We start from the raw sequence: 11969 nt of genomic DNA, 5'->3' as shown, positions 1-11969 counted from the left end.
TGGTGCGGTCTATCCCAGCGAGGCTGCCTAAAGCATGTGACGCACTTTCTCGGGTGTTAGGGATCGCGATCCTCCATCGTTTAAGCCGGAGCTAGGTGTCAACAGTGAAGCAAACTTTGATCACTAAGCCAAGCGTATGGATGCGAACGTTATGCAAGATTTATGGAATCGGCTTGAGGCGTGGCTCACTATCAACGCGCCCGCACTTTTGGAAACATTGCAATCTGGCGCAACAGAAGAACAAATTATCCAAACCGAAGCGTTTTTATCGATTCAATTTCCTGATGATTTTAAAGCCGCTTATCGCATTCATAATGGGCAAGTCGACTACGCAGATGGTTTTATTGACGCACGAGAGTTTCTTTCGTTAGAACGCATTCAGGATGAGTGGAAAGTTTGGAAGGACCTGCTCGATAGCGGCGATTTCAATGATTATAAAAGCGATCCTCGTGGACCAGTTAAAGACGATTGGTGGAACGCTAAATGGATTCCGATAACACATGATGGTTCAGGCAATCACGATTGTTTGGATCTAAATCCTGCCAAGGGAGGCTGTGTTGGCCAAATTATTGACTTTTGGCATGATGAGGCAACACGAGAAGTTAAAGCTGATAATTTTGACTTGTGGTTTGCTGCTTTTGTTGAAGGGTGTGAGACCGGAAAATACGTTTATTCAGATGAATACGACGGTATTGTCAACGCGCAGGATGCGTAAGCTGACTGTCTCAACATTGGCAGAGCTAGGTACTGTAACCGACTATTTACAGCTTCGTTCTTTACTACGCTTCCAGCGGAGGTTGGCTGAGTCATGAGGCCAATTCCTGATGGCGAAAGCAGTCTGTGGTGTGGTCGTTGACCATGCCTGCTGCCTGCATGTAGGCGTAGCAAATGGTGGTGCCAACGAACTTAAAGCCGCGCTGTTTGAGGTCTTTGCTCATGGCGTCCGAGGCGGTGGTGCGAGTCGGGGCATCAGCTAGGGTCGGCCAAGCATTCTGCACGGTTTCGCCTTCGACAAATTGCCAAATGTAGCGATCGAAGCTGCCGAAAGTTTCTTGCACCTTGAGAAACGCCTGGGCGTTGAGGGTAGCGGCGGCAATTTTGAGCCGGTTGCGCACAATGCCCGTGTTTTGTAAAAGCTCTTGGTGTTTGTTCTCGTCGTAGGCAGCGACGATCGCAGGGTCAAAGCCATCAAAGGCGGCGCGAAAGTTCTCACGCTTGCGCAAAATCGTGATCCAGCTCAGCCCGGCCTGAAAGCCATCGAGAATGATGAACTCGAAATGCTTGCGATCGCAGTGTAGTGGCACCCCCCACTCAGTATCGTGATAGGCGATTTCAATTGGGTCGTTGTGGTGCACCCAGCTGCAGCGGGGTAGGGCGTCGGGGGCGAGGGTCATAGGTCGTTGCTAAGAACGAATCAATGCAATTGTACTGGTTTGGGCGGCGCGACGGTCAAAGACTGGCCGGGGCCATACTTCCTTACCTAAACAATCCCAACCCTGACCGCCACGACTCCAGATTCATCGCTAGTATGGAAAATGTCCTTGCGTTCAGAGAGCACCCATGTCTACCGCTGCGCCTCCCATCCAGCCCCAGGCCATGGATGACATCAAACACGGTCTGCCCGTTACGATCATTACCGGCTTTTTGGGCAGCGGCAAAACCACCCTGCTCAACCACATCTTGGCCAACCAAGAAGGGCTCAAAACCGCTGTACTGGTGAACGAGTTTGGCGAAATTGGCATCGACAACGACCTGCTGATCGCCACCGAAAACAGCGACGACACCATGGTCGAACTCAGCAATGGCTGCATCTGCTGCACCATCAACAACGACCTGATGGAAGCGGTATACAAAGTGCTGGAGCGCCAGGACAAAATTGACTATTTGGTGGTTGAAACGACCGGGTTAGCTGACCCCTTACCCATTGCGCTGACATTTTTGGGCACCGAGCTGCGCGACATGACCCGACTCGACTCCATCGTCACCGTAGTCGATGCCGAAAACTACAGCCTGGACCTCTTCAACAGTCAGGCCGCCCATAACCAGATTGCCTACGGCGACATTATTCTGCTCAACAAGGCCGACCTGGTCGATGACGCCGATCTTGATCTGTTAGAAGTCAAGATTCGCGACGTCAAAGAGGGCGCTAGAATCCTCCGCACCACCAAGTCGCAGGTGCCCCTGCCGCTGATTCTCAGCGTGGGGCTGTTTGAGTCGGATAAATATTTTGGCAGCGACAGCGCTGAGGCCGAGCACGACCACGACCATCACGGGCACGACCACCACGACCACGAGACCCATGACCACGCCAATTGTGACCACGACCATGGCCACTGTGAGCACGACCACGACGATCACGGTCATGCCCACGGTCACCACTCTGACCACTTAGCCATCGATGGGTTTACGTCGCTGTCGTTTGCTAGCGATCGCCCCTTTGCCATTCGCAAGTTTCAGCATTTTCTCGATAACCTGCTGCCCGAGTCGGTGTTTCGCGCCAAGGGCATTCTCTGGTTTGACGAAAGCCCTAAGCGCCACATCTTTCACCTCAGCGGCAAGCGCTTTTCGCTCGACGATGACCAGTGGAAGGGCGAACCCAAGAACCAGCTGGTGCTGATTGGCCAGGGGCTAGACCACGACACCCTGCGCGAACAGCTCAACGCCTGCCTGGGCATTCCCTCGCCAAAGCGAGGTCAGGGGTTTGGTAAATAGAGGAAAACAGAGTCTATGAAGCGTCGAGAGTTTAACAATCTGCTGGCGCTTGGGCTGCTGGCTAGCTCGTTGCCGGTGGCGATCGCAGCCTGCCAGTCTGACTCCACCTCTGAAGCAGGGTCGGGAGCCGATGGTGAGTTTGTCCCCCTCGGCTCCGTAGCTGATCTAGATGCCCAGGGCAGCCTTGCCAATGAGAATTTTCAGGGCAAGAATCTAGCGGTCATCCGCGACCCCAACGCTTCCGATGCTCTAATCGCCGTGAGTGCGGTCTGCACCCACGCTGGCTGTACCGTGGCTTGGAATAGTGAACAAAAGCTGTTTGCCTGCCCCTGCCACGCTAGTAACTTCAACTCAGACGGCACCGTTGACTCTGGCCCTGCGCGGGAGCCGCTAGAGACCTTTGAGGCAAAGGTTGAGGGCGATCAGGTGCTGGTCAAGGTCTAGGGCGTCTGGTTTAGGGTTTAGGGTCTGACTCAATCTTTGGACCTGTACCCTCTTTTCTACGTTGCCTCGTTCCCCGTCAGCAGGAGGCTTAGGCTATGACCGACAAAGGAGCGCAACTGCATATCGACTGTCTCGCCTGTCAGATATTGGCGGGCGCACAGCTGGTGCCCGGTGGCACCATTGCAGAGAACCCCTGGTGGGTCGCTGACCATTGCGTTGGCCCCTACGGCTTGGGGTCGGTGGTGGTTAAAACTCGCACCCACCGCGAAAACCTGTGGGAGCTGTCGATGGCCGAGTCGGCCTCGATGGGGCCGTTTTTGCAGCAGATGTCAGAGGCGATCGCCCTGGCTATGGAGGCTGAGCGAGTTTACGTTAGCCTCTGGGTTGATCAGCCGCCGTACCACGTTCACTTTGTGCTGCAACCCCGCTACCCAGACGGTTGCCACCCTGAGGAACTGGGGCTTAAGGGCCTAGAGCTGCAGGTGTTTCGTACCCTGGGTAAGCCCCCCAGCGAGGCAGAGATGACTGAGGCCGCTGATCGCATTCGCACCGTGTGGCAGCAGAAATTTTCGCCCCAGGCGTCGTGCGAGTCGTAGTGCAGCGGGTGACGGCCTCTAGCGTCACCGTAGATGGGCAGATCGTGGGGAAAATTGGTGCAGGGCTCAACCTGCTGGTGGGCATTGCGCCTACCGACACCGTTGCCGAACTGACCTGGATGGCGCGCAAGTGTCTCGATTTACGGCTGTTTCCGTCACCGGACAGCGAGCGCTGGGATTTCTCAGTTCAAGATATTCAGGGCGAAATTTTGGTGGTGAGCCAGTTCACCCTCTACGGCGACTGCCGCAAGGGGCGCCGACCTTCCTTCGATGGAGCCGCCCCACCCGCCCAGGCAGAAGCGCTGTACAACGACTTTGTGGCGCTGCTTAGAACCAGCGAGCTGCGGGTAGAGACCGGCCAATTTGGCGCGATGATGCAAGTCGAAATTCACAACGACGGGCCTGTCACCTTGGTTGTAGAACGGGACGCTTCTGGGTAACAAACCTACGGACAAGTAACGCCTATGACCGAAGTCGAGGCGATCGCTAGCAACATCAGCGATACCTGGGCAATAATCAGCACCGACTTGGTCACTTCGGCGCGATCGCAGCTAATCAGTTGGGAACCCCAAATACGCCCCTTACTTGCCCCGTTATCGCAATAGGCTCGATAAAAACCACAAAAACGGCTAAATCGTTTCAAAAATGCAAAAATTTCCTATTTATAGCTGTGGGCTTTTTGAAGCTGGTGTCTCTACTCTCAGCATGAATCCTCTATCTGAAGCCGTGTGAAGGTTCCATGAGACCCTCTATGAATGAGAAGGCTACAATCTCGAGTTCGTGCAGTGGTCATTTTGCATTTAGGTTGCTAAAGTAAACGTACTTTGATTTTTGTAAAGAAATTATTAATAAAACTGATGTCGGATTTTGCTTAATGCGAGTTCGCCGCCAGCGGTGAGGAGTCTCTGAAGTCTATGTCTGCGATCACTCTTTTTTGCGATTTTGACGGCCCCATCGCCGATGTGTCTGAGCGTTACTACGCCACGTATCGCCAAGGGCTAGATTGGGTGCAGGCGACTGCCCAAGCAGAGGGTTACCCAGTCACCATTCGCTATCTGTCAAAGTCACAGTTTTGGACCTTTAAGCAAAACCGGGTTCCCGACCGGCAGATCGCCCATTGGTCTGGGCTAGAAGGTGCAACTATCGATGCCTTTCTGGCGCAGGTCAGTCGCATCGTTAACCATGCAGCTTTGCTCGATCGCGATCGGGTGCAGCCCCAAGCTAGAGAAGCACTCGATTTACTGCGCCAGTGCGGGGTGCGAGTGGTGCTGGTCACCCTCCGTCCCCCCGATCAGGTGATGGACTTTCTAGACCAGCACGATCTCCGCTGGGCCGTTAGCGATCTCTACGGCATGCCCCAGTTAGACGCCGCCTACAGCAACCAGGCGAATCATAAGGTGGAGCGGCTGGGGGCGGCGATCGCCACCCAGCAACGCCAGGGCTATGACCTCCGTCAAAGCTGGATGGTTGGTGATACCGAAGCCGACATCATGGCTGGCCAGACCCTTGGCATAGAAACAGTTGCCGTTACCTGCGGCATTCGCAGCAGCAGCTATCTCCAGGGGTTTCGTCCTACCCATCTACTGCCCGATTTGTGGACAGCCTGCCAAAAACTTCAGCAGCGAGTCACCTTAGGCGGGTGTGCCTAGGCAATTTTCATCCAGGAACCTGTCCTAAATACCTAATCATACGAATCGTCTAGGCTGCCTTAGCGGCCTGGACGGTTCGGGATTGATTAAGGCAGCTATTTGAAAAGATGGGGTGCTCAGCAGCTGCGATCGCCTACTGCCCATCCATCCTCTAAGGCTCAGCGACATAGCGCTCCCACCAGTGGTTGAGGGGATAGTAAAGCGCTGGAGCCCATAGACTACTCAAAATAGCGGAGCTCAGCGCTACCCGCTGGTGATATATCCAGATTCTGCCCAGGGGTGGGTAAAGCGAATTGGCCGATAAAAGCTGATCAAAACTAATTTGCAGCGCCAGCACTGTTTCTGCAATGACCGCCATTGCGAATACAATCAGCGCTACCGAGACAATGTCTTCCTGGAGGTAGCGCTGCTTTTGTAGCCTTGCCGTTAATACGCCAACCACAATCAAGCTAAGGGTGTGGGTTGGGTTAGGGGAGGTCATCGCATCCTGCAATAGGCCCAGCACCAGGCCGGCTATAGCGGCCTCCCACTGGGTGCGCTTAATGCTCCAGGCCACTACCCAAACTAGCAACCAGTGAGGGGCTACCCCCAGCAGTTCCATCCCCGGTATGCGACTGGGCAGTAGCAGCAGGCAGACCAGCACCGACGCTGCCGTGACTAGGCTATTGATCACCCAAGGCTGACGCCATAGGGGCAACGACGATGCTCTTACCCCTAGGGTCATGGCTGAGCTCCATCGCCGCTTTCGGGGACAAGACCATTTTCAGGCGTTGCCCCCGGCAGCACGGGTAAATCCACCGTTTCCTGCGGTTCAAAGGGATGGATAATAGCCCACTCTAGGATCGATAGGGGCGACGATACTTGAATGACTGCTTCTGGAGCCGGGCTCTTGGTTAGATCGATGGATTCGATGCGTCCGATGGGAATGTCTTGGGGAAACAGGCGGCTGTAGGAGGAAGTAACAATTACGTCACCGGCTTTAACGTCGGGGAGTTTTTCGAAAAACTCCATGACCACTCGGTTGTTAGATTGCCCTCTCACCACCCCCATGGCCCGGCTGCGGCTGACCTTGGCCCCCACTCGGCTGGTGGGGTCACTAATTAACAATACTCGTGAAGTGCTGGGAGAAACCGCTACTACCCGGCCAATCAACCCGCCTGGGCCGGTCACTATATGCCCAGTTGCCACATCGTTACGGCTGCCCCGGTTGAGAACAACGTGCTGCCACCAGTGGTCGGCTCCGCGTCCGATTACCGTTGCCCGCACCCCATCCAGGGGATTGGTGGCTTCATAGTCATTCAGGGTTTGTAGAGACCGATTTTGGTTCTCTAGCTCCACAATGCGTTGCTGAAGCTCAAGGATATAGCTATTTTCGAACTGCTGCTCTCGGCTCATGCCCGGCTGTAGAGGCCGGGTTAACCAGTGATAGGTTTCGTAAATAACGGCACCATCATTGGCCCGAATTAGCCAAGCGGAGGAAATGGCCAGGGTAACCATTCCCGCTTTGAGGGCATTACGTGTCCACCAGCGGCGTAGAGCAAACATAGGTTCTGGGTAGATGATGACTCTGGAGATGCCCTACAGGCTCGATCGCCCGCTGAAAACTCGGCCCATTTGGCTAAAGTTCTCTAGTACTCGCCCAGTGCCCAGCACCACACAACTCAGAGGATCAGCCGCCACGTGCACTAATATGCCGGTTTCGTGGCTAATTAAGGTGTCTAACCCTTTGAGCAATGCCCCACCGCCAGCCAGCATGATGCCGCGATCGATGATGTCAGCAGCAAGTTCAGGTGGAGTGCGCTCTAGGGTGCGCTTAACAGCTTCGACGATAACCGAAAGCGGCTCAGCCATGCTCTCGCGAATTTCGGCACTCTTGACCGTTACGGTGCGGGGCAAACCAGACAGCAGGTGTAGACCCCGCACATCCATAGCAATCTCGTGGTCATCGGGGTTGGGGTAGGCTGACCCAATAGTGATTTTGATTTCTTCGGCAGTGCGTTCCCCAACTACGAGGTTGTGCACCTTCTTCATGTAGCTGGAGATGGCTTCGCTAAGTTCGTCTCCGGCTACGCGCACTGACTCGCTCAGCACGGTGCCTTGCAAGCTCAGCACGGCTACCTCTGTGGTGCCACCGCCAATATCCACAATCATGTTGCCGGTGGGTTCGGCGACGGGTAGACCTGCCCCTATGGCAGCGGCCACCGGCTCGTCAATTAGGTATACGGTGCGGGCTCCAGCCTGCTGGGCGGCATCCATAACCGCGCGCCGTTCAACCCCCGTAACTCCGCTGGGAATGCCGATCACGATGCGCGGCGATACTAGGGTGCGGCCCTCGTGCACCTGACGAATAAAGTGCTTAAGCATTAGCTCGGCGGTGTCGAAGTCGGCGATGACACCGTCTCGCAGCGGGCGCAGGGCCACGACGTTGCCAGGGGTACGACCCAGCATGCGCTTAGCTTCTTCCCCAACTGCCAGGGGTTTCTTTTCAACCTGGTCAATGGCCACTACGGAAGGCTCTTGCAGTACGACCCCCTTGCCGGAGACGTACACCAGAGTATTGGCCGTACCGAGGTCAATACCCATATCGCGAGAAAATCTGTCGAAGAAAGCCACAGGCAATAACGCCCCTACATCAAGAAAAGACAGTGAACTAATGCTAAGGCACACCCCTAGGGGCTGACGTTTACATCGAAGTGGATTCTATTACGTTTCGTATCAGTGCGTCTAGTAATCAAATATTTATCGGTAGGGGGAAAAGCCAAGGGGCATTTCTAAAGGCGTTAAACTGACTGAAGCAGTAGGCCCTAAACGCTGAGGGTGACCTCGCCAATATAAAAGATGCATAGCCTCCCCCATGACGGGATTGATCGCCGCAGTGTTCCTGACGGATGCTTGAGGTTTCGCCTACAATGCTGGAACAAGTGTTGGGCAATCAGCAATGACGATTAATGTGGTAACTCTGGTAGGCCGTGTGGGCACTGACCCAGAGGTGAAATATTTTGAGTCGGGTACGGTGGTGTGCAACTTGACCCTAGCGGTGCGGCGACGGTCGAGCCGAGACGATAAGCCTGACTGGTTCAACCTCGAACTATGGGGTAAAAACGCCGAGGTGGCGGCCAACTACGTGCGCAAGGGCAGTTTGATTGGTATAAGCGGTGCACTGAAGCTAGACCATTGGCAGGATCGCTCTAGCGGCACGGCACGTTCGAAGCCGGTTGTGCGAGTAGATCGCTTAGACTTGCTGGGCTCTCGCCGAGATAACGAGTCGTCCATGACCTACAGCGACGATGAATTTTAGGAGATTAACTCCTATTTCTAGTTAGATACCCAAGGCCTATGGAGCAGCAGGGCCAACTTCCTCAAGCCAGTCAAAGATTTGGCTGAGCTGATCGGTGCTGACCAAGCCGTATTGCCACAGTGCCATGGGCAGTAAGTTTGTGGCTTGCCCTGCCTTGCGCAATCCCATGGCGATCGCCTCAGAGGACACCGCTAGTTCGGTCTGAAGAAACTCGATGAGCTGCTTTTGGCGTTGGGATGGCATGGCAATCAGGGCAGATGCTGGTAGTTAGCCCTTACTATAGCGGCTCTGACTGAATACTGCCTCTGCCCTGAGAAATCCGATTTTTTGGGGGCGCGCTCTACCGTTAGGGGCGGCTTTCGAGATAAGTGGCGAGCCGAGTCAAGGTGTCGTTGAGCTTTTCTTCGATGGTGGGTTCTGCTGCTGCCTCAGCGTCATCTTTCCGCTTTAATTTCTCAAAGGCGCGGATCATCAAGAAGATCACAAACGATATCACCACAAAGTTGATGACAGCGGCGAGAAACAAACCGTATTTGATGCCGTTAGCAGAGAGGTTGGCAATATCCTCTACCCCTGCCGCCCGTAGCGCCGGATTCAGCAGAACAGGGGTGATGATGTCTTCGATAAACGAGGTGACCACAGCATTGAAAGCTGCGCCAATGATCACAGCGACAGCTAGGTCAATGACATTGCCGCGCATGAGAAACTCCTTAAAGTCTCTCGCGAATCCACCTGCGGAATTCACCGCTCGACCTCGAGTCTGTCTATTAGCCATGTCTCTATAGTCCTTATCTTTCAATCAAGACCATACAGTATCCGACTAAAACAATATCAGCGTTTCCAAGGCTTGACTTATAGCCGGAGTGCTGAGCAGCAAAAAAGAGACTTAAAGTGCGGCTAACCCATCCAAGACGATCTGGCTATAGAATTGCGGCAGCCCATGAGAGAACCGCTGTGCCCTGGTAGAACCCATCCAGAGCGAGAGCAGGGGCGCTGATTTGGGGACAACACCCGGGAGCAAAGCTAACCTATGCTAAAACCGATTCAGGTTGTTGAACTGTTGATGACGACCCCTAGCCATCAAGACTTTGGGGCTGGGGATACGATCTTTGAGGTGGGTTCCTCAGGAGATTGTATGTACGGCGTCATTCAGGGAGAGGTTGATCTTTGGGTCAATGGCCGTGTGTTCGAAACCATTTTTACTGGCGACGTATTTGGTGAAGGGGCGCTGGTGCAAATTCCCCATGTGCGGGCCTCTACGGCGGTGGCTAAGACCGACTGTCGTCTGGCTCTAGTAGACAAGGCTCACTTTAAGTTTTTAGTACAAGAGACGCCGCTGTTTGCCCTAGAGGTGATTCGTAGCCTCTCAAGCCGTCTGCGGGCGGCCAAAGCGGCGGCTTAGAAGCTGATGGATAGGGCGATCGCCTTCATGGTGCCTTGCCAAGACTAAGCTGTATGTTTAGCCACCCTTTTTGTAGCGGTGGCCGTCCTATCCTAAACTGCACCTCAGGACGTTAGTGAATACGGTTTAGACCGAGGAGTGACAGGATGGATGCAGCCGCCCTTTGGCAACGCTATAAAGACTGGCTCTACTACCACGAAGGTCTGGGCTTTTACCTAGATGTCAGCCGCATGGGTTTTGATGATGCCTTTGTCGCTGACATGCAACCCCGCTTTGCGAAAGCCTTTGCCGATATGGCTGCGCTGGAAGCTGGGGCGATCGCCAACCCCGACGAAGACCGCATGGTGGGCCACTACTGGCTGCGCGATGCCGACCTAGCCCCTACCCCCGAACTCAAGCAAGATATTCTCGATACGTTGACCAGCATTGAGCAGTTCGCCAGTCAGGTGCGTACCGGCGGCATCTACCCCCCTGGTCAAGAACGTTTCACCGAGGTCCTCTCCATTGGCATTGGTGGCTCGGCTTTGGGGCCGCAGTTTGTAGCCCAGGCCCTAGGGCCAGATTTTCCACCCCTGGCGATTCACTTTATTGACAATACTGATCCCGAGGGCATCGATCGCATTCTTGCCCGACTGGAAGACAAGTTGTCCACCACCCTGGTGATCGTTACCTCTAAGTCGGGGGGCACCGCCGAAACCCGCAACGGTATGGTCGAAGTGCGCACCCGATTTGAGCAGCGGGGGCTAAACTTTCCCAAGCAGGCCGTCGCCATTACCGGGCGGGGCAGCAAGCTCGAAAACCAGGCCCTCAGCGAGGGCTGGCTGGCTACTTTCCCCATGCGTGACTGGGTGGGGGGCCGCACCTCTGAGCTATCGGCGGTGGGGCTGCTACCTGCCGCTCTGCAGAACATTAGCATTCGCTCCATTCTCGGTGGCGCACGCGAGATGGATGCGGCTACCCGCGTGCCCGATCTGCGCCGCAACCCCGCTGCCCTAATCGCTTTAGCCTGGTATTACGCGGGCAACGGCAAGGGTGAAAAAGACATGGTGGTGCTGCCTTACAAGGACAGCCTGCTGCTATTTAGCCGTTACCTGCAACAGCTGGTGATGGAGTCATTGGGCAAGGAAAAAGACCTGGATGGCAACCTGGTCTACCAAGGCATTGCCGTCTATGGCAACAAAGGCTCTACCGACCAGCATGCCTACGTGCAGCAACTGCGCGAAGGGGTGGCCAGCTTCTTCGTCACTTTCATTGAAGTATTGAAAGACCGATCTGGCGATTCGGTGGAGATGGAGCCCGGTGCCACCAGCGGCGATTTTCTCTTTGGCTTTTTGCAAGGCACCCGCAAAGCCCTCTACGAAAACCAGCGCCAGTCCATCACCCTTACAATCCCTGAAGTCAATGCCCACACGGTAGGGGCTATGATCGCGCTGTACGAGCGGGCGGTGGGCTTTTATGCCTCGCTGGTAAATATCAACGCCTACCACCAGCCGGGAGTTGAGGCGGGCAAGCTGGCTGCCGCCGGAGTGCTCGATCTACAGCAGGCCGTGGTCAATGCCCTGGCTCAAAGCTCAGGGCCGTTAACCCTAAGTGAACTGGCTGCCGCAGCGGGAGCCCCTGACCAGGTGGAGACGATCTATGCGATCGCCCGCCACCTCCACGCTAACCAGCGCAGTCTGGTCATTCACGGCAACCCCGGACATCCCGATGCGATCAAGATTGTGGCCCTGCGGTGAGAGGGGGTAGATGGGTAGATGGGTGGATGGGTAGATGGGTGGATGGGTAGATGGGTGGGTGAGAGTTTTGAATAGTGAAGGTTGAGTTTTGAGTTTCTGGTATACAAACAGAACTCAAAACTCAAAACTAAG

The 11969-nt window shown here is 54.9% G+C and carries 16 protein-coding genes; 10 read left to right on the top strand and 6 right to left on the bottom strand.

The genetic code is table 11. The features are described 5' to 3' along the window. Positions 1-136: 136 nt before the first annotated feature. A complete protein-coding gene (locus NC979_RS23025) occupies positions 137-715 on the top strand; it encodes an SMI1/KNR4 family protein (RefSeq protein WP_190519865.1) in 579 nt (192 codons plus the stop codon). Positions 716-806: 91 nt separating this feature from the next. On the opposite strand, the gene NC979_RS23020 is transcribed toward NC979_RS23025, so the two are convergent. Next, a complete protein-coding gene (locus NC979_RS23020) occupies positions 807-1394 on the bottom strand; it encodes a DNA-3-methyladenine glycosylase I (RefSeq protein ID WP_190519863.1) in 588 nt (195 codons plus the stop codon). Between the two features lie 166 nt (positions 1395-1560). Here NC979_RS23020 and NC979_RS23015 point away from each other — a divergent pair, with 166 nt between their 5' ends. The 6 genes from NC979_RS23015 (at position 1561) to NC979_RS22990 (ending at position 5401) form a co-directional block, all read left to right on the top strand. Then, positions 1561-2712, top strand: coding sequence for a CobW family GTP-binding protein (locus tag NC979_RS23015; RefSeq protein WP_242024041.1), 1152 nt, complete (start codon positions 1561-1563; stop codon positions 2710-2712). A 15-nt stretch (positions 2713-2727) separates the two neighbouring features. Further along, positions 2728-3156 carry a QcrA and Rieske domain-containing protein gene (locus NC979_RS23010; protein WP_190519861.1) on the top strand — a complete coding sequence of 143 codons (429 nt, stop codon included), beginning with the start codon at positions 2728-2730 and terminating at the stop codon, positions 3154-3156. Positions 3157-3251: 95 nt separating this feature from the next. After that, positions 3252-3752 carry an HIT family protein gene (locus tag NC979_RS23005; RefSeq protein WP_190519859.1) on the top strand — a complete coding sequence of 167 codons (501 nt, stop codon included), beginning with the start codon at positions 3252-3254 and terminating at the stop codon, positions 3750-3752. Then, on the top strand, positions 3710-4192 hold the full coding sequence (gene dtd / locus NC979_RS23000; protein WP_431191110.1) for a D-aminoacyl-tRNA deacylase: 483 nt from the start codon (positions 3710-3712) through the stop codon (positions 4190-4192). Before NC979_RS23005 ends, dtd begins: the two co-directional genes overlap by 43 nt. 24 nt (positions 4193-4216) lie before the next feature. Beyond that, positions 4217-4357 carry a hypothetical protein gene (locus tag NC979_RS22995; RefSeq protein WP_190519855.1) on the top strand — a complete coding sequence of 47 codons (141 nt, stop codon included), beginning with the start codon at positions 4217-4219 and terminating at the stop codon, positions 4355-4357. Positions 4358-4666: 309 nt separating this feature from the next. Then, the gene (locus tag NC979_RS22990) at positions 4667-5401 is read left to right on the top strand and encodes an HAD family hydrolase (protein ID WP_190519853.1); all 735 of its coding nucleotides are present in this window, start codon (positions 4667-4669) and stop codon (positions 5399-5401) included. Between the two features lie 151 nt (positions 5402-5552). On the opposite strand, the gene mreD is transcribed toward NC979_RS22990, so the two are convergent. Genes mreD through NC979_RS22975 form a run of 3 tightly spaced genes read right to left on the bottom strand, consistent with a single transcriptional unit; the run spans position 5553 to position 8014 of the window. After that, complete coding sequence (gene mreD, locus NC979_RS22985) at positions 5553-6125, bottom strand: rod shape-determining protein MreD (protein ID WP_190519851.1); 573 nt, start codon at positions 6123-6125, stop codon at positions 5553-5555. Further along, entirely contained in the window at positions 6122-6946 is an 825-nt protein-coding gene (gene mreC, locus NC979_RS22980; RefSeq protein ID WP_190519849.1) for a rod shape-determining protein MreC, read from the bottom strand. Before mreC ends, mreD begins: the two co-directional genes overlap by 4 nt. Before the next feature lie 33 nt (positions 6947-6979). Beyond that, the gene (locus NC979_RS22975; protein WP_190519847.1) at positions 6980-8014 is read right to left on the bottom strand and encodes a rod shape-determining protein; all 1035 of its coding nucleotides are present in this window, start codon (positions 8012-8014) and stop codon (positions 6980-6982) included. A gap of 325 nt (positions 8015-8339) precedes the next feature. Here NC979_RS22975 and NC979_RS22970 point away from each other — a divergent pair, with 325 nt between their 5' ends. Further along, on the top strand, positions 8340-8699 hold the full coding sequence (locus NC979_RS22970; RefSeq protein ID WP_190519846.1) for a single-stranded DNA-binding protein: 360 nt from the start codon (positions 8340-8342) through the stop codon (positions 8697-8699). Positions 8700-8735: 36 nt separating this feature from the next. Here the strand turns inward: NC979_RS22970 and NC979_RS22965 are convergent, their stop codons facing one another. Continuing rightward, a complete protein-coding gene (locus tag NC979_RS22965) occupies positions 8736-8942 on the bottom strand; it encodes a DUF2949 domain-containing protein (RefSeq protein ID WP_190519843.1) in 207 nt (68 codons plus the stop codon). A gap of 103 nt (positions 8943-9045) precedes the next feature. Then, entirely contained in the window at positions 9046-9474 is a 429-nt protein-coding gene (gene mscL / locus NC979_RS22960; RefSeq protein WP_190519842.1) for a large conductance mechanosensitive channel protein MscL, read from the bottom strand. A gap of 255 nt (positions 9475-9729) precedes the next feature. On the opposite strand from mscL, the gene NC979_RS22955 reads away from it, so the two are divergent. Both NC979_RS22955 and NC979_RS22950 read left to right on the top strand, forming a co-directional pair. Further along, positions 9730-10101: a Crp/Fnr family transcriptional regulator gene (locus NC979_RS22955; RefSeq protein WP_190519840.1), complete on the top strand. Its 372-nt coding sequence runs from the start codon at positions 9730-9732 to the stop codon at positions 10099-10101. A gap of 146 nt (positions 10102-10247) precedes the next feature. Next, positions 10248-11837 (top strand): glucose-6-phosphate isomerase, encoded by a 1590-nt coding sequence (locus NC979_RS22950; RefSeq protein WP_190519838.1) that lies wholly within the window; start codon positions 10248-10250, stop codon positions 11835-11837. The last annotated feature ends 132 nt before the right edge of the window (positions 11838-11969 follow it).

Source organism: Leptolyngbya subtilissima AS-A7, from assembly GCF_039962255.1.
Lineage (GTDB): Bacteria > Cyanobacteriota > Cyanobacteriia > Phormidesmidales > Phormidesmidaceae > Nodosilinea.
Note: the sequence above shows the minus strand (reverse complement) of the source record. Positions and strands in the feature narration are given on the sequence as shown.

What these genes read in the sequence shown, in the direction of transcription:
- NC979_RS22955 (WP_190519840.1), top strand. Translation starts at nt 9,730, where the DNA reads ATGCTAAAACCGATTCAGGTTGTTGAACTGTTGATGACGACCCCTAGC.
- NC979_RS22965 (WP_190519843.1), bottom strand. Translation starts at nt 8,942, where the DNA reads ATGCCATCCCAACGCCAAAAGCAGCTCATCGAGTTTCTTCAGACCGAA.
- NC979_RS23010 (WP_190519861.1), top strand. Translation starts at nt 2,728, where the DNA reads ATGAAGCGTCGAGAGTTTAACAATCTGCTGGCGCTTGGGCTGCTGGCT.
- mscL (WP_190519842.1), bottom strand. Translation starts at nt 9,474, where the DNA reads ATGGCTAATAGACAGACTCGAGGTCGAGCGGTGAATTCCGCAGGTGGA.
- NC979_RS23025 (WP_190519865.1), top strand. Translation starts at nt 137, where the DNA reads ATGGATGCGAACGTTATGCAAGATTTATGGAATCGGCTTGAGGCGTGG.
- NC979_RS23005 (WP_190519859.1), top strand. Translation starts at nt 3,252, where the DNA reads ATGACCGACAAAGGAGCGCAACTGCATATCGACTGTCTCGCCTGTCAG.
- NC979_RS22990 (WP_190519853.1), top strand. Translation starts at nt 4,667, where the DNA reads ATGTCTGCGATCACTCTTTTTTGCGATTTTGACGGCCCCATCGCCGAT.
- mreD (WP_190519851.1), bottom strand. Translation starts at nt 6,125, where the DNA reads ATGACCCTAGGGGTAAGAGCATCGTCGTTGCCCCTATGGCGTCAGCCT.
- NC979_RS22970 (WP_190519846.1), top strand. Translation starts at nt 8,340, where the DNA reads ATGACGATTAATGTGGTAACTCTGGTAGGCCGTGTGGGCACTGACCCA.
- NC979_RS22995 (WP_190519855.1), top strand. Translation starts at nt 4,217, where the DNA reads ATGACCGAAGTCGAGGCGATCGCTAGCAACATCAGCGATACCTGGGCA.
- mreC (WP_190519849.1), bottom strand. Translation starts at nt 6,946, where the DNA reads ATGTTTGCTCTACGCCGCTGGTGGACACGTAATGCCCTCAAAGCGGGA.
- NC979_RS22950 (WP_190519838.1), top strand. Translation starts at nt 10,248, where the DNA reads ATGGATGCAGCCGCCCTTTGGCAACGCTATAAAGACTGGCTCTACTAC.
- NC979_RS23015 (WP_242024041.1), top strand. Translation starts at nt 1,561, where the DNA reads ATGTCTACCGCTGCGCCTCCCATCCAGCCCCAGGCCATGGATGACATC.
- NC979_RS23020 (WP_190519863.1), bottom strand. Translation starts at nt 1,394, where the DNA reads ATGACCCTCGCCCCCGACGCCCTACCCCGCTGCAGCTGGGTGCACCAC.